This is a genomic window from Marinobacter sp. NFXS11 (genome assembly GCF_040148675.1).
Lineage (GTDB): Bacteria > Pseudomonadota > Gammaproteobacteria > Pseudomonadales > Oleiphilaceae > Marinobacter.
This window is the reverse complement of the sequence record NZ_JAGDDV010000001.1, coordinates 393031-415050: the sequence shown is the minus strand read 5'-3', so window position 1 is coordinate 415050 and position 22020 is coordinate 393031. Positions and strand designations below refer to the sequence as shown.

Below are 22020 nucleotides of genomic sequence, written 5' to 3'. Positions count from 1 at the left end.
GCACCGGGTCTCAAAGGCCGGACAGGTCATCCGCGCTTTATGAGCTACTGAGAATCGACTGGAGTTTCTGGGTCAGATCCACTGCCTCTGCCCCCAACGGCGTGAGGTAGCCACCATCTTTCTGGCTAATCAGTCCCTTGGCATACAGGTTTTCTGCCGCCTTTACTGTTTCCGGTGCCGCCGAATGCGCATGCACCTTGAGGCCTTCCTGGGTCGAGGTGGAGGGAAATTGGCCCAGCAGATTGAGTTCGGCAAGGTGATCAACAGAGAATGGCATGGCATTTCCTCGTATTATTGTCAGGGGTTTACACTCAGCATAGCCGATTCACACCATGAAGCTTTCCAGAATTCTCAGCAACCATAAAGACATCAGTCGCAAGCAGGCCAATTGGCTCATCGCCTCTGGTCGCGTGGCAGTGAACAACGCAATCTGCACAGACGGGGCCGCTGAGGTAGACCGTTTTGCGAGCGTACAAATGGACGGCAGCACACTTCAGGCAGCTGAACCCGCCCACTACCTGATGCTCCACAAACCGGCGGGCTTCCTGAGCGCAACGCTCGATAACACCCACCGAACCGTAATGGATCTGATCACCCCGGAACTGCGCCCGGACCTGCACATTGCCGGCAGGCTCGACCGGGCCAGCACGGGCCTGCTGATTCTCACCAACGATGGCCGATGGTCACGCCAGCTCACCGAGCCCCGAATCAAGATCCCGAAAGTCTACCGGGTCAGCACCGCCTATCCGATTTCTCCAGAGACCCCTCATCGATTCGCGGAGGGCATCTGGTTTGAGTTCGAGCAACTCACCACCTCACCTGCTGACCTGGATCTTCTGACCCCCTGTGAAGCCAGAGTGACCATTTACGAAGGCCGCTACCATCAGGTAAAGCGCATGTTCCATGCCGTCGGTAACCGTGTAACGGCCTTGCATCGGGAACAAATGGGGAATATCCGGTTGGACGACGACTTGGCGGCCGGCGAATACCGCCCGCTGACTGCCGAAGAAATCAACCTGATGCCGGATTGATCTGCCTCACAAACGCTGACCCAGCATGGACTATGCTTGCAGGGCACGTTCAATAGAAACAGGGAAGATTCACGGCAATGCCAAACCAGACGAGCGATTTTTACCCACGGCCACTGCGTCATCTCAGCAGCTACCTCTCGGGGCTGGTGCAGGGCAAGCTCTGGTTGAAGGTGCTCATTGGCATGTTCCTCGGGTTGATTACAGGCACGCTGCTGGGGCCGTCGGTGGGACTCGTGAAACCGGAAACCGGCACGTTGATCGGTAACTGGCTGGCTTTCCCCGGGCAACTGTTCCTCGCCACCATCCAGATGATCGTAATCCCCCTGGTGATTGCCTCGGTGGTTCGCGGACTCGCCGCCAGCGAAGACCTCGAACAGTTGCGAAAGCTCGGCCTGAGGGTAACCGGCTTTTTCGTGATCACCACGGCCATGGCAGCATCGATAGGTCTCTGGATCGGGGATCTGATCAACCCCGGCAAAATGATGGCAGGACTCGGCACTCCGGTTGCGGCCGGGGAAACCAGTGCACCTGTTGCCTCCATGCCGGGTGTGGATGAGCTGCCCAAGACCCTGATCGGGCTGTTACCGGGCAACCCGCTCGATGCCATGGTTGAAGGCCAGATGCTCCAGGTGGTGATCTTCTCCATCATTGTCGGCATTGCCCTGGTGAGCATGGCCCCGGAAAAATCCAGGCCCATGCTGGACCTGCTCGATTCCCTCCAGCAAATCTGCATGACGGTCGTACGCTGGGCGATGCGCCTTGCCCCCATTGCCGTGTTTGGTCTGATGGCCCAACTCACAACCACCCTGGGATTCCGGGCAATGCTTGGCATGGCCTCCTACGTCGCAACCGTCATTGCGGGCTTGCTGGTGCTTCTGGGCGTTTACATGCTGATCCTGAAGCTGCTCGCCGGCCAATCCCCCGTCCGGTTCCTGAAAGACACCCGGGATGTGCTGTTGCTGGCCTTTTCCACATCCAGCTCGGCGGCCGTCATGCCGCTTTCCATAAGAACCGCCGAAGACAAGCTCGGTGTCCGGCCGTCGGTTTCCCAATTCGTGATTCCCCTGGGCGCCACCATCAACATGAACGGCACGGCACTCTACCAGGCCGTTGCTACGATCTTTCTGGCACAGGTCTACGGCATTGATCTCAGCATGGGCAGTATGGCGCTCGTGGTCGCCATGGCTGTGGGCGCGTCCATCGGCTCTCCCGCCACGCCCGGGGTAGGCATCGTGATCCTTGCCATGGTGCTGCAGACCGTGGGCATTCCTCCCAGCGGCATCGCACTGATCATGGGCGTGGACCGAATCCTGGATATGTGCCGGACGGCCATCAACGTGACGGGCGACCTGGTGACCTGCCGGCTGATGGAGAATCTGGCGGGGAAGAGACTGCCGCCCGAACCAATACCGGAAGAAACGTCTTGATCGGGCGGAGGTGACTTGACCAGCACTGGGCCAGCTCAGATGCTGTCGGAGCGTTTCTCCGAGTCCTGCAACTCCTCCTCGGTGCTATTCCATTGCTCTGAAAGCGCTTCATAGGCATCGGAGAATCCCTTTCGAGCCCTCTCCCAGGCGGATGCTGAGCTGTCTTTCAGTTCCTGATACCAGTTTTGGACACGCGCCCTCTGTTCCCGCAACGACTCGAGGCTCTTCTGGGACCGCTCCCGGGCGGTATCGCTCATATCGTCCCAGTTTTTCGAGAGTTGTTGCTCGAGCTCCTGGATGCGTTTATCCAGGGCCGACAATGTTTTGTTGATCGAATCCTCGGCCTGCTCTTTCTGATCAGAACCATACTCCTGAAGCGCCTCACCCAACTCACGGGTTTCCTGCTTAAGCGACTCCACGGAAGAATCCTCGGGTGATGTTTCAGCCAGAGCCGTCCCTGAAAACAGTCCAGCAAAAACAATCACAAGTGCGTAAGTCCAGTTCTTCATCATTCAGTCCTCCCAACACATTCTCGGACTGTAGCAGCGAGGTCTGGCTGGATGCACCTTAAGTTAAGCTAATACTGGAGCTCACAGTTGATGTGATCACCGATTTGCTCGATGTCCAGCACAAGCGGAATGTCGAAGAACACCACGGTACCGTCGCTTTTGTGGTTGCCAGGGCAGTGGGCGCCTCGATCGGTTCTCCGGCAACGCCCGGCGTTAGCATCGTAATCCTTGCAATGTGGGGTGGCCTAGGTCAATCCCGCAGGATCTCCTCGGGCCGCACTGGACGGCTGAAGTAGTAACCCTGCATCCGTGAACAGCCGAGCTTCTGCAGGGACTGCATCTGCTCCGCCGTTTCCACCCCTTCGGCAACGATTTCATGACCCAGCTCGGCACCCATGGCTATGATGGCCCTCACCAGCACGTCGCCCGCACGAGCGTCGGTTACCGCGCTCGTAAAAAGCCGATCAATCTTGAGGGTGTCAAAAACAAAGTGCCTAAGGTAGGCCAGATTCGAGTAACCGGTGCCAAAATCGTCCAGGGCCAGTTTTACTCCGGCATCCCTTATCGCCAGCAGGGTTCTCTGGGTATCCTCAACATGGCCGACCAGCATACTCTCCGTCACTTCTATTTCCAGCCACGAGGCTGGCAGATGGCAGTCAGCAAGTATCTCCTGGACGCGGCTTGCGAATCCTCTTTCTTCAAGCTGTGCTGCACTTATATTGACCGCAACCCGCAGTGGTTTACCCTCTTTCAGCCACTCGCTGGCCTGAAGGCAAGCGCTCTCAAGTATCCAGTCTCCAAGTTCCGGCATCAGGCCAGTACTTTCAGCAACCGGAATGAAACGGTCGGGAGGCACCAGGCCGAGCGACGGAGACTGCCACCTGAGCAGCGCTTCAACGGCAAACGTCTCGCCGGTTTTCATGCAAACCTGGGGCTGATAAGCCAGAAAGAACTCCTTTCGCTCCAACGCGCCGACCAGTGCGGAGCGGATCTCCGCGTGGCTCGCAAGATTCTGCTGCAATGCCTCTGAATAGAAAGCCTGGTTTCCAATTCTTGCGCTGCGCAGAGCCAGCTCAGCATTACGCAGAAGCTGATCGGCAACCAAGGCATCATCAGGCATCTGGCTTACCCCGGCAGTGCAATTGATAAAGAGAGCACCTGCTCCAAAATCCATGGCCGATGACACCCTGGAAATCAGCTGTTCGACGTGCTCGGCCAGCGCAGCTCTATGGAGTTGGGTGCGGAGGAATACCAGAAAATGACCGCCGCCCAAACGGCCGACAAAATGCCCCTCGGACAGACAGGATTCGATTCGCTCCATCACAGTTTCAATGACCCGGTCGCCGGTCGCATAACCATGCCAATGATTAATCTCAGTGAGATCGCCCACCTTCATAACAATGACGGCAGCACTCCAGCCCTGCTGATGAGCAGCTTCAATCGCGGCTGAAAGATTCTGCCTGACCGGTAGATTGGTAATGGGACCGGTCGGGCTACAACATGAACCATTCATTGCTTTTGTGTTTCCCCTGGAAATTGCGTCGGTCATGTCTCTTACGGGAGCAGGCCCCTGACTCGCCCCCCAGGAAACAAGCCCGGGTTCTACAAAACGTGCTGACTTCATAACCTGCACCAGATTAGGCATTTCAACCAAAGTGCATGAACCTATGCCAGAAAACTATCAGGGAGGTCTGAAATTAAATAGGGAATGCCCTACCCGGACCTAAAGAAGATCCTGAGAGAGTGCGTAGCGGACCAGATCGGAAATGCTGTTGGCATTCAGCTTTTCCATCAGTCTCGCCTTGTGGGTGCTGACCGTCTTTGAGCTCACGTTCAGCTTTTCGGCAATAGCGCCGACGTTCATGCCACGGGCAAGATCGAGAAATATCTCATACTCACGCTTGGTCATAAGGGCATGGGGTTCATCATCCGGCTTACCGGTCAGGGCGCCCTGCGCAAGCCTGTCCGCCAACTCCCGGGTAATATAGAGTTGTCCCTGCGCTACTTTTCTCAAAGCGTCCAGAAGCTCCGCTGGAGGCCGCGTTTTGGTGATGAAACCGCGGGCACCAGCCCGGATCGTCCGGGTGGCGTAAAGATCTTCCCTGTGCATGCTCAGCACCAGAATCTGGGTGTCTGGCACCCGTCTCCGGATCCGTTCAATCAGCTCCAGACCGGAGCATCCCGGCATGGACATATCCATCAGAAACACGGCCGGTTTCTGATTCGGTATCTGTCTGAGAGCTTCATCTCCGTCCGCTGCCTCCCCGACCACCTCCATATCAGGCGCAGAAGCAATCAGTGAACGAATACCCTCACGCACAATACTGTGGTCATCGGCTATGTAGACACTAATCATCCAGATTGTTCTCCAGGGGCAGTTCTACACGTATTCTTACACCTTTACCGCTTGCAGATTCCACCGACAGGTCTCCGCCGAGCATAACCACACGCTCGCGGACACCTACAAGCCCTGAACCGTAATTCCCTGCCACGGCCGGATCAAAGCCCCCACCATTGTCACGCACCTCGAGATTGGCAGAGGTCTCGGTCTCACGGTAATGAATGGTCACAACTGACGCTTCTGAATGACGACTGACATTGGTCATACACTCCTGCAGAATGCGATACAGGGCAGTGGCGACCTCGCCCTTGACCACACCGTCTTCGGCAGGCTCGGAATGCCATTTCACATCCAGACCGTCGCGGCCAGCCCATCTCGTCAGCAACCACTCGGCGGCCGCTTCGAAGCCCAGGTCATCCAGCATTGGCGGTCGCAGATTCAGGGATATTTCCCGCACCTTTTCAACCGCGTCGTCAACGGACTCAATGGTGGCCTCCAGATGTTGACGGTGATCACCAGACAGCTCCTCCATCTGATCGACTGCCAGGCCGAGATTGAGCTTCAGGGCTGTCAGGGTCTGGCCTAGCTCATCGTGCAGGTCGCGGGCGATCCGCCTTCTTTCCTGTTCGAGCACGCCTTCCTGAGCACGGGTCAACTGCCTTAGCTCTTCCTGAGAATGCCGGAGTTCGGCCTCCCGCTGCTTGGTCTTGGTAATGTCACGCTGGACGGAAGCAAAATAGGATCTCCCGCCAATGCCTGGCGCCGGAATAGGCACGATCTCCACTTCATTCCAGAAAGGCACCCCGTTCTTGCAGTAGTTAACCAAGACCTCTTTGATCGGCTCACGCCGCTCCAGGGCTTTGCGGATTCTGCGCAGGGCCGCGCGGTCCGTGTCCGGCCCTTGGAACATGCGAGGCGTATTATCAAGGACCTCGTTTGGCCGATAGCCCGTCATCCGTTCCACGCCCTCGTTCACATAAACGATGCGTGGGCCGGGCGGATCAAGCGGGTCCATTTCAGTAATGATGATCACGTCATGAATCTGCGCCATACAGGCCTGAAGCAATCTGCGGCTCTCCTCTAGCCGGTATCGTTCGGTCTTGTCCCGGGCCACACCGAACACGCCGGTTACCTTTCCACCGATCACGATCGGTATATAGGTCACCTGCACCAGGGCTTTTTCACCCATGCGGCTGCGGACTCTGCAGCGATAGCTGCAGGGATTGCCCTCCAGCGCCGCTTCGAAGCTCTCCCTTGCCGCTTTCCGGTCCCGCTCATCAACCAGGTTATCCCAGTGATAATCACACAACTGTTGTTCCGGGTAGCCGGTCAACTCTTCCGTGCACCGATTTGTCTCCACCAGCCTGCCCTGCAAATCCAGGCTGCAGACGGCATAGGGATTTTGGGAAAACAGCGAACGGTATCGTTGCTCGTTGATGGCAATGCGTTCAGACAGATGCCGGTAAGCCGTGATATCCGCCAGTTGAACGAAACGCGAGCCGTCCGGGCCGGCGCTTATGGCAAGTGTCAGGCGATACAGGCGCCCCTTTATGAAAGCCTCCAGCTGGCAGTCTTCTTCCGGAAGCGTCCAGTTGCCGGACAGTCGCAAAAGCAAGTCTGCCCTGCCAGACTCATCCAGGTAATCAACTACCATTGTGTCGCGCTGAAAGCCTGCAGAGAGCTGCTCCGCCCAACTATTGAGGTCTCTTATACGGCCGTCCGGTGCGATCCGCAGAACCGCCCCCGGGAGAGAGCCCATTGCGATCGCACTTTGTGACCCCATCTGCCCCTCCTTAACACTCATCACATTTACCTTTTTACTGTAGCAGGCCTGGCATACGTTGGCAGATCCGGAGAAACAGCTAGGAGGCGACCACAGTCCGCTGGTAACGCCCGGTGATAGCCTCCGCCATGCTCTCCAAAGGTAGTACCTCCATGGCTGCGCCTATTTCGATCGCTTCCCTGGGCATTCCGAAGACGACCGAGGTTTCCTGATCCTGGGCTATGGTGTGGGCACCTGCCTGGCGCATGGCCAGAAGCCCCTTCGCTCCGTCGTCGCCCATTCCGGTCATGATGATACCCAGGGCATTGCGCCCGGCAGTCGTGGCGACCGAACGAAACAGGACATCCACTGAGGGTTTATGGCGATTTACCGGGGGGCCGTCGGCAACGCCAACGCGGTACTGGGCACCACTGCGACGAAGCTGCATATGCTTGCCGCCAGGGGCAATAAGTACCAGCCCCGGGATAACGCGGTCGCCATCTACAGCTTCACGTACTTCGCAACGGCAGAGCTGATTCAGACGGTGGGCAAACGCGGCCGTGAACTTCTCTGGCATGTGCTGAACCACGACAATGCCGGGGCAATCGGCGGGGAGCCGCGTCAGCACAGTCTCAAGGGCCTGGGTGCCACCTGTGGAAGTGCCGAGCGCCACAACCTTGTCCGTGGTTCGCGTCATGGCTGTCGGCGGCGCCACCTTGGGCTCGGCAGCTGTAAGCTGGCGGTGGGTACGGATGGCACCAGTCTTGGCCCGGGCCGCCGCCTTGAGCACCTGAACCATGTGCTGGCCACCCGACTGAAGAAAATCCCTCAACCCGATCTTCGGCTTGGTAATAATATCCACTGCGCCGGCGGATAGCGCCTGAAGCGTGGTATCCGCGCCCTTTTCCGTCAGCGTCGAGCAGATCACTACCGGAGTCGGGCGTTCCTTCATCAAGTTTCGGAGAAAGGTAATCCCATCCATCCGTGGCATTTCCACGTCCAGGATGATGACATCCGGCCAGTCCCTCTGCATTTTCTGCATTGCGAAGATGGGATCAGGCGCGGCCCCGGAAACGCGTATGCCGGGATCCGCTGCCAAAAGCTGGGAAAGGACCTGGCGAACAACCGCCGAGTCGTCAACGATGAACACAGAGACCGGTGCATTCATGCCACATCTCCTGATCGGGTCCGGCAGACGGAAATAGCTCGACCATCTCCCTGACGGACCCAGACATCACCATCGGCGATATTGAAGCGCAGCTGGCGATAACCGGTGCCTCCGAGGCTCCGGGCACCCACACGCAACCCATGGCGGACCATCAGCGCTTCGGCAGCCGCGACATTTCGCCTTGCAACGGAACTTCCCCCAGGGCCAACATCGAGCATACTGGCACCTCCGAACAGCTTTGCCTCGTAATCTCCTGCCTGGGTGTCATGCTGTCTTATTTCCGAGACAAGCAATTCGAGAGCGTCATCGCCATATCGGGCATTGAATTCACAACCCTCTACCCTTCGACCGGGCAACATGTAGTGGCACATTCCGCCCAACTTTAGAGAAGGGTGCCAGACCGTCACGGCAATGCAGCTCCCCAGCGTCGTTTGAATACGGGTGTGCCTGTCTCCAAAGTACCACTCCCCCGGATGCAGAAAGATATCGATCCCCGACCCCAGCTCTGTTGTCATTTTTTCTTCCGGTAAATGGAGGGCATGATCGCCTCGAGTCCATTCTGAAATCCGTTCAGTGTCTCGGAATGACCAATGATCAGGTAACCACCTGGCCTGAGACAGGCCTGCAGCCGGGCGACAATCTGCTGCTTGGTATCAGCGTTGAAATAGATCATCACATTGCGCAGAAAAATAACGTCGAACGCCCCGATATCCGGCAGGCGCGTGTTCAGGTTGATCTGCCGGAAATCCACTTTCGCACGAAGCGGCGGGTCTACCATCAAAGTTCCAGCCGCCTCACCAACACCTTTCAGACAATAACGTTTAAGGCTTTCGGAAGGGATCCGGTCCGTTCGGGCCATCGGATACCGTCCTGAACGGGCCTTCTCAAGCACCTGGGTGCTGATATCCGAGGCCAGTATTTCCCAGCCACTGACACCCAACGAGTCGGAGAGCACCATCGCCGCGGTATAGGCTTCCTCACCGCTTGAGCAGGCCGCGCTCCATAACCGGAAACGCTGGCTCCGGGAACATTCGGGCACAATGCGGCTCCTGAGAAACTCGAAGTGCCTCGGTTCCCGAAAGAAATAGGTTTCGTTAGTGGTCAGCAGATCCACCGCCGTCTGCTTCTCAGCTGCATTACATCGAAGGTAGTTCCAGTACTCACTGTAACTCGCGAGGCAGAGTTCCTTGAGACGCTTGGACAGCCGCCCCGCAACCATCGTTTGCTTGCTGTCAGGCATGTGAATGCCGGCCACCGCAAGAATCATCTGCTGGAAGTCCCGGAACTCAGCTTCGCTGAGGACCGGAGCGCCGCTCACCGCAAATGCGGGGCGTGCTTCAGCTGTCGAGACCATGACCATGACCGGTTGCATCCCCAATAGCGGCCAGTTCGGCCATTTCCCGGGTGTTCAGTGCTTGCTGGACATCCAGCAGAATCACGAACTGACCCTGCACCTTGCCCATGCCAGCGATGAAGTCGGCACGGATACGGGCACCGAAACTCGGCGCCGGTTCAATTTCTTCCGGTGGAATTTCCAGTACTTCGGACACCGCATCAACAATCACACCGATTTCCTGCAGGCTCTCCTCACTGCCACTCGGGGCCTCCACTTCCAGGATGACCACGCAACTGCGCCGACCAATCTCGCTCTCGCCTCGGCCAAACCGCGCGGAGAGATCGATGACCGGCACTACACTGCCCCGCAGGTTGATCACTCCCCGCACGAAATCCGGCATCATGGGCACCGTGGTCAGGCTGCCGTATTCAATGATCTCCCGAATGTGAAGGATACCGACCGCAAACATCTCGCGACCGATCTGAAAGGTCAGGTACTGGTTCTGGTTTTCTGAGGTGTCCGCTATGCGGGCCACCTCTTCATGTCTTTGTGACTGGTTCATAAACCCCCCGCTCAGAAACGCACATAGGCGGACGCGTCGAACTCATCATGGTCTAGTGCCGGCCTGGCAACGTCCCGCTCTCTTGCCGACGTGTTCGTATGGCGGCTTTTAACCGGCGCCTTAACACCACGACTGTCGTTGGTCCGGAAGAAGGCCATGGCCTGTTGCAGTTGCTCTGCCTGGGAGGACATTTCCTCGGACGTAGCCGCCAGTTCTTCGGAGGCAGAGGCATTTTGCTGGGTAATCTGGTTGAGCTGCTCCATGGCGCCGTTGATCTGTTCAACGCCTGCAGACTGCTCGCTGGAAGCGGCCGCGATTTCCTGGACCAAATCGGAAGTTTTCTGAATTGAGGGCACCATTTCGGTCAGCAGGCGACCGGCACGCTCGGCCAGTTCCACCGACGACCCGGCCACTTCGCCGATTTCCTGGGCGGCGACCTGGCTGCGCTCAGCCAGCTTTCGAACCTCCGCCGCCACCACGGCAAAGCCCTTACCATGCTCACCCGCCCGGGCAGCTTCGATAGCCGCGTTCAGTGCCAGCAGGTTGGTCTGGTAGGCAATGTCATCAATGATCGAGATTTTCTCGGCGATGCTCTTCATCGCGGTGACGGTCTGTCCGACCGCTTCACCACCTTCAACCGCTTCCCTGGAAGCTTTGCTCGCCATGCCATCGGTAATGGAGGCGTTCTCAGTGTTCTGGCTGATGGATGCGGTCATCTGCTCCATGGAGGCGCTGGTTTCTTCAACGCTGGAGGCCTGCTCGCTGGACGCCTGGGACAGCGACTGGCTGGTGGCACTGACCTCCTCTGATGCAGAAGCCAGGTTGTCGGCACCGGAGCGGACTTCGGAAATAACTTGTGAAAGCTTGGTCACCATTCGCTGCATGGTGTCCATCATCTGGCCGATTTCATCACGACCGCGCGACTCTACTTTCACGGTGAGGTCACCATCCGCCAGGCTGGTGGCCGCCACCATGGCTTCCCTGATGGCACCGGTGATGCTGCGTGCGATCACGTAAGCCAGACCCAGGCCAAGCAGGATACTGACCGACAGCAGCACAATCACCGCGACCTGTGCGGCAGAATAGGCCTCACTTGCGGAATCACTGGCAGACCTGCCCATTTCAGTATTCCAGGAGACGTTGCGGTCGATGATCTCGCTGATAACGTTATAGGTCTTGCGGGATTCACCCCGGTAGTACGCCATTGCCTGTTCGGTGTCACCACTGAGCGAGAGCGAAAGCAGTTTTTGGTGCTCAGTCTGATAGCTGTTCCATGCCGTCTGATACCGATCAAACAGAGCTTTTTCCTCGGGAAGCGTCAACAGAGCAGTAAACGTTGCGGTGACGGAATCCAGCCGTGCCGTGATTTCATCCATCCGCTTTTCGTTGCCGGCCATTTCCTCTGCGGTCTGGGAGATAATGTGCTCAAGTTCAAAGCGTCGATAGTCGCCGATCAGGGAATCCATGGTTTGTGCAGCGTCGACGGCGACCATCCAGTTATCCGCCAGTTCATTGGCCGAATCGTTCATGGTCGACATCTGCATCAGCGCATAGATGCCAGTGGCAAGGAACAGCACGAGGACAATCCCGAAGGCGCCCATCAACTTGGTAAAAATACGGAGGTTATTAAACAGACTCATTGGGATTGATCCCCTGTGTAAGGCCACGCCTTGGTTGGTTAAAGCGCATTCCATGCGAATTCAGCGATTCCTGCTCCCGAAGGCTTATCTGGGATATCAGGGTCTGCACGTCCAGAATCAGGGCCACCTGCCCGCTCCCCAGAATGGTGGAGCCTGAGAGGCCTTTCAGATGAGAAAAAATACCGCTCAGGGGTTTGATCACCGTCTGGTGCTCCCCCAGCAGATCGTCCACGATCAGGCCGGCCTTCTGACCGGCGTGTCGCACCACAATGATGTTCTGGCGCCGGCCGGGTTCACCCGGGACACTGAAATGCTCACGCAGCCGGATCAGGGGCAGCACCTCCTGGCGCAGATTGAGGTAATCCTGGTCGGCACTGAGCTTTTGCTCCTCCGCACTGAGCTCGGTGCATTCGACCACCATTTCCAGCGGAACCACGTAGGTGGCCTCGCCCACGCGGGCCAAGAAGCCGTCGATAATTGCCAACGTCAGCGGCAGGCGGATACGGAAGGTGGTGCCGCCGGCAACGCCGGGGGACACTAGTTCCACCATGCCCCGCAGGCCTTCAATATTGCGGCGCACCACATCCATGCCCACCCCGCGGCCGGACAGGTTGGTTACCTGCTCGACCGTAGAGAATCCCGGCTCGAAAATCAGGTTGAAGACTTCCTGGTCGGTCAGGTTGGCGTCGGGCTTGATTAGGTCACGCTCAACCGCCTTGTCCAGGAGTCGGTCCCGGTTCAGGCCGCTGCCATCATCACTGACCTCAATCACGATGGCGCCCGATTCGTGGTAGGCGTTCAGGTGCACGCGCCCCCGTGCGGGCTTGCCCTTTTCAAGCCGAACATCCGGCCTCTCGACTCCGTGATCGCAGGCGTTTCGAACCAGATGCGTCAGGGGGTCGGCAATTTTCTCGACGACGGTCTTGTCCAACTCGGTCTCGGCACCAGTAATCACAAGCTCAATGTCCTTGCCCAGTTCAGAGGACACATCCCGAACCACCCGCTGGAAGCGCTGGAAGGTTTCGCCAATGGGCACCATGCGAAGATCAAGTGAGCTGTCCCGTATTTCCTCGACCAGTAGGTTGAGGTTGGCGGCGGATTCACGGGCGGAGGCGTCGCCTGACCGGTGAGCGTCCATCGACACGGTCGCCGAGGCAATGACCAGTTCGCCCACCAGGTTGATCAGGTTGTCCAGCTTGTCGGCCTGGATACGAAGGTGCTGTACCGATTTCTTCCGGCGGCCCTGCTGCGCGTCCACCGGCACATCTGCACGCACGACGTCGTTGCGAGCCATGGTTTGCGGTGCTTCCTCCGGACTTTCTGGCGACACCAGGTCAGCCACCGGGGACTGTCCCGGCGCGTCAATCTCGAGCTGGTAGAGATCACCGGCGAATTCGAACACATCCTCAATGGCGCAGCGGTCGACAGCGCTCCGGAGCGAGACGTCAAATCCCAGGTAGCAGGCTTCCGGGTCGAATGCATCCAGCGCCGGCAGTGCCTGATCAAGGGCGATGACCTGCTCAAGCTCCCCCAGGGTGCCCAGAAACCGAATGAACCCCAGCGGATCCATGCCATGACGCAGTGCATCCGTGTGGATCCGGATCTGAATTCGCCAGAGTCCGGCCACACCTGAATGCATGGCCTGTGCCTCTGTTGACCGAGAATTCAATTCGGCCGGTAACGACTGATAAGGCTCCAGTTCGGCCAGAAGCGAGGCACCGGCCGATTCGAGATGCGCTGCTTCAGAGGGCTCGGGCACCTCCACCAACAGGCTGATGTGATCCCGGCACCGCAGGAGCAGATTGGCCAGTTCGCGGCTCAGCTCGATTTCGCCAGCCCGCAGCCGGTCGAGAACGTTTTCCACCACATGGGTAAAATTCACTACATGGTCCAGACCGAACATGCCGGCCGAACCCTTGACGGTGTGCACGCAGCGAAACAGGGCATTCTGCAGCTCGGCTTCGCCCGAGCGGGTCTCCAGTTCCAGCAGAATGCGTTCCATGTCGGACAAAAGCTCGCGGCTTTCATCCAGGAAGGTTTGAAGGGCCAACTCCATGTTCATCGCGAAGGCTCCAGTCCAACCAACCCCAATACTTCCAGGACCGTTTCACTGTGGTTCACCAGGGCTACTGGCTCACCGGCAGGCGTAAACAAGCGCCTGGCCAGCAACAGTATCTGTAAACCAGCGGTATCGAGCTCGGTAACCCCTGCCAGATCAACGTGTCGGAGCTCTCCGGTCCCGAAAGCCCGGCAAAGGTTCTCGGACGCAGCATTTGCCTCATAGATGGTCAACTCACCCTGGAATGACAGACAGCCGGTCGCGTTGTTGAAATTCAAAAAGGCGCTCATGGGCCCACCAGCTTGTCGACGGCTGCCAGCATTTGCTGGGGCTGGAACGGTTTGACCATCCAGGCCTTGGCGCCGCCGGCCTGGCCCTGCATCTTCTTGTCCTCGGCGGACTCGGTGGTGAGCATGATTACGGGAGTGAACTTGTACTCGGGCCTGGACTTGACCTCCCTCAGGAAGGTCAAACCGTCCATATTGGGCATGTTCACATCCGAGATCATCAGGTGAACCCGCTGGCCATTGAGCTTGCTCAGGGCATCCCGCCCATCACAGGCCTCAATCACGTCAAAGCCCGCGCCTTTCAGGGTGAGAGACACAACCTGCCGGATGGAGGCAGAGTCATCAACGATCAGAATACTTTTAGCCATAATTTGGAATCCGCTTGCTGTCAGTCCGGCTCCGGCCGACGGGCCGGCTCCTCATGCATTCAAAAAAAGGTGATTTCACCGGTGGCGACCGTTTGGGCTCCCTTCTTCCGGCTGTGGTTATGCCGCTCTTCAGCCATGGCGTAGGACGCCTCCATCTCTTTCATCAGGGCACCGACATCCACGGCGTCGCCGAAAACCATCTTTTCCCCTGCATGCGAGATACTGGCGCGAACGTGGGTCAGCATCTGACTGGTACGATCCTGAAACTGGAGCTGAACCAGGGCGCTCTCGACCTCTGACTGAATACCAATATTGGTAATGCGTAGGGATTCCGCGGAGTGCAGAAGTCGGGCTCCCAGCCCCTGAAAATCGGCGAGCACGCCCTCAATGGTTTCCTCGGAAGACCGGATCGATGCCCCATCCCTGCCACTGGACTCCTGCGCAGCGCTCACAGCCGCGCGTATGGAGTCACCGATGTATCCAACCTTGGTGCTGATCCGCTCACCGGTGTCGGCAGAAAGACGGGACAGTTTGCGAACTTCATCGGCGACAACGGCGAATCCGCGACCGTGTTCTCCAGCCCGGGCAGCTTCAATGGCCGCATTCAGGGCCAGGAGATTGGTCTGGCCCGCAATCTTGGCAACGTCCTGAGCCATGCTGTCCAGTTCGTCCACAAAGGTATCCAGGCCATTGATCTGGTGTAGCAATCCGTCACGGTCCTCAAGGGCGCCGCGAAGCGTGTTAACCACAGAGTGGAGCTCGGAATCGGCTCGGCCAAAACTGCTGTCGATACCACCTTCCAGGGAACTTGCCACTTCGGACGCCATGGTGGTGGCACCATGCAGTTCCCGGGCAAGGTTGCTGAAACACCCTGTGAGATCAGTGATGGCGCTTTCCGTCTGGACCCGGGCCGTTTCAATCTGCTGGTCCCAGACCGGCAATAATTCTTTCCCCATCTGTTGCTGGGCGTCCTGAAAGGGAGACTGTAATCGGGACAGCGTCCTGAACTGCTCATCCTGTAAGGCACTCAGAGCACTGATGCGACGACGAACCAGACTTCGGACCCAGAGCGCGGATATGACAGACAGTGACACCAGCAGACCGGCGACAACCAGGCCAGTAGCGATGGGCATCAGAAATGCAGCGAAAACCGCTGCCAGAAGCGCCGGGGCAGCAGTGACCGCGATCAGCATGTGTTCGGGAAAAGGTTGATTGTTTGGCACGAGTGGCTCCCCATTTCGACGGGGTCATGGTCCTATCGAAAAGGGCAAGGTAACAATTGGTGCCAGACCTATAATTGACTAAGGCTTGGGTAGGGCGGGTGTAGGGGACGGACTACTGGTTACAGGGTGTTCTTTACCGGTTCCGGCGGCACAGGCAGGTTTGCAATGACTGCGTCAGTGACCTGTTCCTGATTGCAGCCCTCTCCCTGAACGGAGATATCCGCCCAGCGGGAATACAACTGGAACCGTTCCGTAAACAGCTCGGTGAGAGACTGATCCGGCCTCCGGGAAATGCCCCGCATGCTGTGATCGCCAATTCGCTCAATGACGAGCTCAAGCGGGATATCAAGAAACACAACAGTACCGTTGGTCTTGAGGTGTTCCATAGCGCGGGCACTGTAAACGGCGCTGCCTCCCGTGCTGATAACCTTGTGCCGGACATCCAGCTTGAGAAGCACCTGTTCTTCAATTCGCCGCAGGGCTTCGTAGCCGTCGTGGTCTACAATTGCCTGGAGAGTGCGACCGGCTTCTTCCTGGATGAGCAAATCGGTATCGACAAACCCGAGGCCAAGGCGCTTGGCCAGCAGCACACCCACGGTGCTCTTGCCGCTGCCGGGCATACCGATGAGAACGAGGTTGCCTGTGTCGGTCGGGGTAACCATGATGCTTCTGTCTGACCTCAGTGGAGAATGTGAACTGGCCGGCATTAAAAGCAGAACGTAACATTTTTACGACAGAGCACGCGCTTTATTCCGCCCCGCAAGCCCGTATAATTCGTGCAACGGCGGTTTTTAGACAAAACCTGAAGCCGGCCACTGACGGCATCTTTCGCGAGTGAGTAATGACCATCGGCAGATCACTTATGATCCCATCCATCGCAGCACTCCTGCTTGTTCTGTCCGCATCCGCGCTGGCAGACGGCATCAAGCGTATCGTGCATCCGGATGGCACCGTCGAATTCACCAACGTGAAGAGTGCCAGCCAACCCAGGGCCTCCAGCGGCAACGACACCGTCTACCGCTACACCGATAACAATGGCGTGGTTGCCTACAGCAGTTTGCAGCCGGCGGCTGCCGAGTTCGACGTTATTCGTTTCCACTGCTACGCCTGCGACCCCGAGTCCAGCGTCGATTGGCGCAAAACGCCGCTGTTCACCAAACCCTTCAATTCCGAAATCCAGACCGCGGCACAGGAGTTCGGGGTTGATCCCGCGCTGGTCCGCGCTGTGATTCACGCCGAATCGGCATTCAACGAAAAAGCCCTCTCCCCGGTGGGAGCCCAGGGGCTGATGCAACTGATGCCCGGCACGGCTGAAGAACTCGGTGTACGGAACGCGTTGGCGGCTGCCGAGAACATCCGTGGCGGCGTCCATTATCTGGCCAAGATGCTCGACCGGTTCAATGGCGACATCCGGCTGGCTACCGCCGCCTACAACGCGGGGCCCGGCGCCGTCAGTCGATACCAGGGTGTGCCACCCTACGCCGAAACAAAAGCCTATGTCGAAAGGGTTGGCATCCTTCACGAGCGCTACGCCGCGCTGTAGGCCCCTCAGAGGTCCGATAACCGATGAATTTCAAGCGTCTGGAGACCTTCATCTGGGTTGCGACGCTCGGCAGCTTTCGCAAGGCTGCCGAGCACCAGCACACCACCCAGCCCGCCATTTCAAACCGAATTGCCGCGCTTGAAGACGAGCTTGGCGTCAGACTGTTCGAGCGGGAATCCGGGCACAGCAAGCTTACGAGCAAGGGGCAGGAGCTACTGCCCTATGCCGAGAAAATTGTCTTCATGGCCCAGCAGCTACGCAAGCGCGCAGACCGGGGGGCCTCGCTCTCCGGCATTCTCAGGCTCGGGGTTTCCGAGACTATTGTGCACTCCTGGCTGCCGCGTTTTTTCCGGGAACTGCACGAAACAGCCCCCAATCTGGATGTGGAAATTACCGTTGATGTCTCCGGCAACCTCCGATCCGGTTTGCTGGACCGGAGCCTCGATCTGGCCTTCCTGATGGGGCCCGTATCTGAGCCGAAAATTGAAAACCGCGCGCTTTGCAGTTTCCCGCTGATCTGGGTGGCCAGCCCCGAGCTCAACCTGCCGGATCGACTCCTGGCTCTCAAGGAGCTGGCCGAATGGCCCATCATTACTTATGCCAGAAACACCAAACCCTTTGCTGAAATCAGCCAGAAATTCAGCGAGATGGATGAACTCCCTGCGCGCTTCTATTCCTCAAGCTCGCTGGCAGCCTGCCGGCAATTGACCCTGGATGGCATTGGTATCTCCACGCTTCCACTGAGCGTGATCAAGCATGAACTGGAAAACGGTCGTCTGGTCCAGCTTAATACCTCGTGGACGCCCTCCGAGCTCGCCTTCACCGCGTCTTATTCCGGTGCCCCTTTCAACCCGATTGCCGAACTCGCAGCAAACCTTGGCGTAATGGTTTCTGACGAATACGACCGGACAACACATCACGAAAACTTATCGCCAGACCTAAAAAACGATAATTAGACTTTTTCACCAGCCGGTATACCCTGAAATTTAGTTGTAAAAAACAATTTCAATCAGGGGTTACCGTCATGCACACCGGTGCGTATTCCGATTTCAAGAACAACCTGCTTGATCAGGCCTCAGAATTACGCGCTCGCATTCGTTCGGGCGCCCACACAGCGCCCACAAGTGGCCTGGCCAACAGCCTCTTGCAGGGGAACGTGGTCATCCTGCCGTCCGAATGGGCCGGTGATTTTCTCCTATACTGTCAGAATAACCCGGTTTCCTGTCCCCTGATCGGCATGTCCCAACCCGGGGACCCGGCCCTTCCCGACCTTGGACACGATCTGGATATCCGGACCGATGTGCCTGAATACCAGGTATTCCGGAATGGCGAGCGAGCAGAGACAGCCACAGACCTCAAAAGCCTCTGGCGGGACGACCTGGTGACCTTTGTCCTGGGCTGTTCATTCTCGTTTGAGGATGCCTTGATCAGGGCCGGCCTCTCGGTGCGGAACGTGGACGAGGGACGGAACGTTTCGATGTTCCGCTCGAACATCGCTACCCGGCCCGCCGGCCCGTTCAGTGGCAACATGGTGGTTTCCATGCGCCCGTTCAACGGTGCGGATGCAATCCGCGCGATACAGATTACGACCCGCCTGCCAAAGGCCCACGGTGCACCGGTTCATATCGGCGATCCGGCGCTCATTGGCATCCAGGACGTTAACCAGCCTGATTTTGGAGATCCGGTAACGATCAGGCCGGGCGAGCTTCCGCTGTTCTGGGCCTGCGGGGTTACCCCGCAACTGGCCCTTGAGAACGCGCGCCTGCCTTTCGCAATAACCCATGTACCGGGAAAAATGCTGCTTACCGAGCGGCTGAATGAAGAACTGGCGGTACTCTGAAGCCCCAGTTCCTTTTAAACGATAAAAAAACAGAAACACGGGAGATTCGTTATGTTCAAAAAACTCGCCACAGCCACCCTGGTTACCGGGGCGCTGCTGACTTCATCCGTTCAGGCCGATCAATGGCACATGCCAACGCCCTACGGCGACGCCAACCTGCCCACCCAGATCGCCTACGGTTTTGCCGAGGACATCAAAAACGGCACCGATGGTGACCTCACCATCACCGTTCATTCCGGTGCCTCCCTGGTCAAGCACCCGGAAATTCCCCGGGCAGTAAGAACCGGTCAGGTGCAGCTGGGTGAAATCTTCATAGGCATCATGGGCAACACCCATCCGGTGTTCAAACACGACAATATTCCGTTCCTGGCAACCAGCTTCGAAGATGCCAAAAGACTCTGGGAAGCCGCCAAGCCGCAAATCGAAAAGCAGTTGGACAAGGAAGGTATGATCCTGCTTTACACTGTGCCCTGGCCCGCCCAAAGCTTGTATACCAAGGCGCCGGTTAACACCCTGGAAGATCTCGAAGGCCTGAAAATGCGGGCTTACAGTCCTTCCACATCGCGTCTGGCTGACCTGATGAACACCACCCCGACAACCGTTCAGGTACCCGAAATTCCGCAGGCGTTCAGCACCGGCATCATCGACGCCATGATCACCTCGCCGTCAACGGGCGCCAACGGACAAGCCTGGGATTACCTTTCCCATTACACCGACATCAAGGCCTGGATTCCCAAGAACGTTGTGGTCGTCAACAAGCGTGCTTTCCTTCGCCTGGGCGATGAACAGCGCCAGGTGATCCTGGATGCGGCCGCCGCTGCCGAGGCCAAAGGCTGGGAAGGCGTTCGCAAGACCGCCGCAGAAGACACCGCCACCCTGGCGGAAAATGGAATCACGGTCTCCGAACCATCTGATGAACTGATGGCCGAACTCCAGAAGATCGGCGACATCATGGTGAAAGAGTGGGAGCAGGAAGCACCGGAAGAAGTGGGCGCTATCCTCTCCAACTACCGCTAAAAGTTCAATCAACGGAAGCCTCCCGAGAGTTCGGGAGGCTGTTCCGGGAGGCATCCGTTATGAACTCTCTCCGAGAGAAGTTTTATCTGGCATCCGGCTACGCTGCTGGTTTCTGCATCGCCCTGATCATGGTCGTCATCCTGGCGCAGATCGTCGGCCGCCTGTTCGGCTTTATCATTCCATCAGCGGAAGACGTGTCCGGCTGGGCGCTTGCAGCCTCCACCTTTTTCGGTCTTGCCTACACCTTTCATAACGGCGGCCATATCCGGGTCACCCTGGTGATCCAGAAGTGGTCGGCACGGCCAAGATTCTGGCAGGAGCTTGTCGTACTTATTTTCGGGTTCGCACTCGCCTGCTATATGACATTCTATTGCTGGCACATGGTCTGGGAATCCTACATTTTCGAAGAGGTCTCCCACGGCTATATTCCCGTTCCCATCTGGATCCCGCAGGTTCCGGTTGCGCTCGGGATGACGGCACTCAACATTGCCATTCTTGACGATCTGGTCGCCGTGATTCGCAAGCGCACACCCTCCTATCAGCAGCATGAAGACGAGCTGAACCTGGAGGACGTGTAATGGATATCGCGTTTCTCTCCATTGTACTGGCAGTGTCGATGATCCTGATGCTCGCGGTGGGCGTGTGGGTGTCTCTGACGCTGGTTGGCATCGGCGTCCTGGGCCTGCTGCTCTCTGGCAACGATCAGATCGGCCTGTTGTTCGCCACATCGAGTTGGGGCGCCAGCACCAGTTGGTCCCTGACGGCCCTGCCCATGTTCATCTGGATGGGAGAGGTTCTGTTCCGGACCCGACTCTCCGAAGACCTTTTCAAGGGCCTCGCGCCCTGGATGGGGGGGCTGCCCGGCAAGCTCCTCCATGTAAACATTCTGAGCTGCGGGATTTTCGCGGCGGTTTCCGGCTCATCCGCTGCCACTGCCGCCACCATTGGGCGAATGACCTTGCCGGAACTGAAGGCCCAGGGTTACAGCGACAAGATGGCGGTGGGCACCCTGGCCGGCTCCGGCACGCTTGGGCTGCTGATTCCACCGTCCATCATTCTGATTGTATATGGCGTGGCCGCAGAGGTTTCCATTGGCCGTCTGTTTATTGCTGGTGCTCTGCCCGGCCTGATGCTGGTTGCCATGTTTATGGGTTACACCATGATCTGGGCCAAGCTCAACAAGGACCAGCTACCGAACACCAAGAAGGAAAACCTGACGCTCTCGGTCAAGATCAAGGCGCTGAAGATGCTGCTTCCGATCGTTGGCCTGATCATTTTCGTTCTGGGTTCTATCTATACCGGCTTCGCTACCCCGACAGAGGCAGCCGCCCTGGGCGTGTTTGGAGCCCTTATCATCGCGGCAGCAACCGGCTCCCTGAGCGTGCAGAGTTTCCGTGACAGTCTCCTGGGAGCAGTGAAAAGCTCCTGCATGATCGGTCTGATTCTGGTCGGTGCCCACTTTCTGACCCTGGCCATGGGCTTCCTCGGCATTCCAAGGGAACTGGCTGCCTGGATCGGCAGCATGTCCCTGTCACCGTTCGAGCTGCTGATAGGCCTGACAGTGCTGTTCGTCCTTCTCGGCTGTTTTCTCGACGGAATTTCAGTTGTAGTTCTGACTGTTGCCGTTGTAATGCCAATGGTTCAAGAGGCCGGCATTGATTTGCTCTGGTTCGGAATCTTTATTGTACTGGTGGTTGAAATGGCACAGATTACGCCCCCGGTTGGCTTCAACCTGTTCGTCATCCAGGCCCTGACCGGCAAGGACATACTCTATGTGGCCCGGGCAGCCCTACCGTTCTTCCTGCTGATCATGGCAGCACTTTTCCTGATCGGCTGGTTCCCGGAGATTGTCACCTACCTGCCCCAGACCATGAGCCAGGGATAATGCAGGACACAACGTTTTTCGG

23 protein-coding genes are annotated in these 22020 nt (G+C 57.8%); 8 read left to right on the top strand and 15 right to left on the bottom strand.

What is annotated here, in order from left to right:
* Positions 1 to 37 precede the first annotated feature (37 nt).
* Entirely contained in the window at positions 38 to 277 is a 240-nt protein-coding gene (locus tag J3362_RS02050; RefSeq protein ID WP_349517901.1) for a TIGR02647 family protein, read from the bottom strand.
* Positions 278 to 332: 55 nt separating this feature from the next.
* On the opposite strand from J3362_RS02050, the gene J3362_RS02045 reads away from it, so the two are divergent.
* A complete protein-coding gene (locus J3362_RS02045; RefSeq protein WP_349517900.1) occupies positions 333 to 1031 on the top strand; it encodes a pseudouridine synthase in 699 nt (232 codons plus the stop codon).
* A gap of 77 nt (positions 1032 to 1108) precedes the next feature.
* Positions 1109 to 2458, top strand: coding sequence for a dicarboxylate/amino acid:cation symporter (locus tag J3362_RS02040; protein ID WP_349517899.1), 1350 nt, complete (start codon positions 1109 to 1111; stop codon positions 2456 to 2458).
* A gap of 35 nt (positions 2459 to 2493) precedes the next feature.
* Here J3362_RS02040 and J3362_RS02035 read toward each other — a convergent pair whose 3' ends face one another.
* From J3362_RS02035 to J3362_RS01970, 14 genes are all read right to left on the bottom strand, one after another.
* Positions 2494 to 2970 (bottom strand): hypothetical protein, encoded by a 477-nt coding sequence (locus J3362_RS02035; protein ID WP_349517898.1) that lies wholly within the window; start codon positions 2968 to 2970, stop codon positions 2494 to 2496.
* A 247-nt stretch (positions 2971 to 3217) separates the two neighbouring features.
* Positions 3218 to 4480: a putative bifunctional diguanylate cyclase/phosphodiesterase gene (locus J3362_RS02030; protein WP_349517897.1), complete on the bottom strand. Its 1263-nt coding sequence runs from the start codon at positions 4478 to 4480 to the stop codon at positions 3218 to 3220.
* Positions 4481 to 4690: 210 nt separating this feature from the next.
* Complete coding sequence (locus tag J3362_RS02025; RefSeq protein WP_349517895.1) at positions 4691 to 5323, bottom strand: response regulator; 633 nt, start codon at positions 5321 to 5323, stop codon at positions 4691 to 4693.
* Positions 5316 to 7091, bottom strand: coding sequence for a PAS domain-containing sensor histidine kinase (locus tag J3362_RS02020; protein ID WP_349517893.1), 1776 nt, complete (start codon positions 7089 to 7091; stop codon positions 5316 to 5318). Before J3362_RS02020 ends, J3362_RS02025 begins: the two co-directional genes overlap by 8 nt.
* A 79-nt stretch (positions 7092 to 7170) precedes the next feature.
* The gene (locus J3362_RS02015) at positions 7171 to 8238 is read right to left on the bottom strand and encodes a protein-glutamate methylesterase/protein-glutamine glutaminase (protein WP_349517892.1); all 1068 of its coding nucleotides are present in this window, start codon (positions 8236 to 8238) and stop codon (positions 7171 to 7173) included.
* Positions 8235 to 8753: a chemotaxis protein CheD gene (locus J3362_RS02010; RefSeq protein WP_349517891.1), complete on the bottom strand. Its 519-nt coding sequence runs from the start codon at positions 8751 to 8753 to the stop codon at positions 8235 to 8237. Before J3362_RS02010 ends, J3362_RS02015 begins: the two co-directional genes overlap by 4 nt.
* On the bottom strand, positions 8750 to 9592 hold the full coding sequence (locus J3362_RS02005; RefSeq protein ID WP_349517890.1) for a CheR family methyltransferase: 843 nt from the start codon (positions 9590 to 9592) through the stop codon (positions 8750 to 8752). Before J3362_RS02005 ends, J3362_RS02010 begins: the two co-directional genes overlap by 4 nt.
* Positions 9576 to 10136, bottom strand: a complete 561-nt coding sequence (locus J3362_RS02000; RefSeq protein WP_349517888.1) for a chemotaxis protein CheW — start codon at positions 10134 to 10136, stop codon at positions 9576 to 9578. Before J3362_RS02000 ends, J3362_RS02005 begins: the two co-directional genes overlap by 17 nt.
* An 11-nt stretch (positions 10137 to 10147) precedes the next feature.
* A complete protein-coding gene (locus J3362_RS01995; protein WP_349517887.1) occupies positions 10148 to 11776 on the bottom strand; it encodes a methyl-accepting chemotaxis protein in 1629 nt (542 codons plus the stop codon).
* Entirely contained in the window at positions 11763 to 13838 is a 2076-nt protein-coding gene (locus J3362_RS01990; protein WP_349517886.1) for a chemotaxis protein CheA, read from the bottom strand. Before J3362_RS01990 ends, J3362_RS01995 begins: the two co-directional genes overlap by 14 nt.
* A complete protein-coding gene (locus tag J3362_RS01985) occupies positions 13835 to 14125 on the bottom strand; it encodes an STAS domain-containing protein (protein WP_349517885.1) in 291 nt (96 codons plus the stop codon). The genes J3362_RS01990 and J3362_RS01985 overlap by 4 nt, the downstream gene beginning before the upstream one ends.
* The gene (locus tag J3362_RS01980) at positions 14122 to 14490 is read right to left on the bottom strand and encodes a response regulator (RefSeq protein WP_349517884.1); all 369 of its coding nucleotides are present in this window, start codon (positions 14488 to 14490) and stop codon (positions 14122 to 14124) included. Before J3362_RS01980 ends, J3362_RS01985 begins: the two co-directional genes overlap by 4 nt.
* 59 nt (positions 14491 to 14549) lie before the next feature.
* Entirely contained in the window at positions 14550 to 15317 is a 768-nt protein-coding gene (locus J3362_RS01975) for a methyl-accepting chemotaxis protein (RefSeq protein ID WP_502882414.1), read from the bottom strand.
* A 515-nt stretch (positions 15318 to 15832) separates the two neighbouring features.
* Positions 15833 to 16375: a shikimate kinase gene (locus tag J3362_RS01970; RefSeq protein WP_349517882.1), complete on the bottom strand. Its 543-nt coding sequence runs from the start codon at positions 16373 to 16375 to the stop codon at positions 15833 to 15835.
* Between the two features lie 200 nt (positions 16376 to 16575).
* On the opposite strand from J3362_RS01970, the gene J3362_RS01965 reads away from it, so the two are divergent.
* The 6 genes from J3362_RS01965 to J3362_RS01940 all read left to right on the top strand — a co-directional run bounded on the left by J3362_RS01965 (position 16576) and on the right by J3362_RS01940 (position 21998).
* On the top strand, positions 16576 to 17256 hold the full coding sequence (locus tag J3362_RS01965) for a lytic transglycosylase domain-containing protein (protein WP_502882399.1): 681 nt from the start codon (positions 16576 to 16578) through the stop codon (positions 17254 to 17256).
* A 23-nt stretch (positions 17257 to 17279) separates the two neighbouring features.
* A complete protein-coding gene (locus tag J3362_RS01960) occupies positions 17280 to 18212 on the top strand; it encodes a LysR family transcriptional regulator (RefSeq protein ID WP_349517880.1) in 933 nt (310 codons plus the stop codon).
* Positions 18213 to 18280: 68 nt separating this feature from the next.
* Positions 18281 to 19096 carry a putative hydro-lyase gene (locus J3362_RS01955; RefSeq protein WP_349517879.1) on the top strand — a complete coding sequence of 272 codons (816 nt, stop codon included), beginning with the start codon at positions 18281 to 18283 and terminating at the stop codon, positions 19094 to 19096.
* Between the two features lie 51 nt (positions 19097 to 19147).
* A complete protein-coding gene (locus J3362_RS01950; protein WP_349517878.1) occupies positions 19148 to 20113 on the top strand; it encodes a TRAP transporter substrate-binding protein in 966 nt (321 codons plus the stop codon).
* Between the two features lie 59 nt (positions 20114 to 20172).
* Positions 20173 to 20691 carry a TRAP transporter small permease gene (locus J3362_RS01945; RefSeq protein ID WP_014577955.1) on the top strand — a complete coding sequence of 173 codons (519 nt, stop codon included), beginning with the start codon at positions 20173 to 20175 and terminating at the stop codon, positions 20689 to 20691.
* Complete coding sequence (locus J3362_RS01940; protein ID WP_349517877.1) at positions 20691 to 21998, top strand: TRAP transporter large permease; 1308 nt, start codon at positions 20691 to 20693, stop codon at positions 21996 to 21998. The genes J3362_RS01945 and J3362_RS01940 overlap by 1 nt, the downstream gene beginning before the upstream one ends.
* The last annotated feature ends 22 nt before the right edge of the window (positions 21999 to 22020 follow it).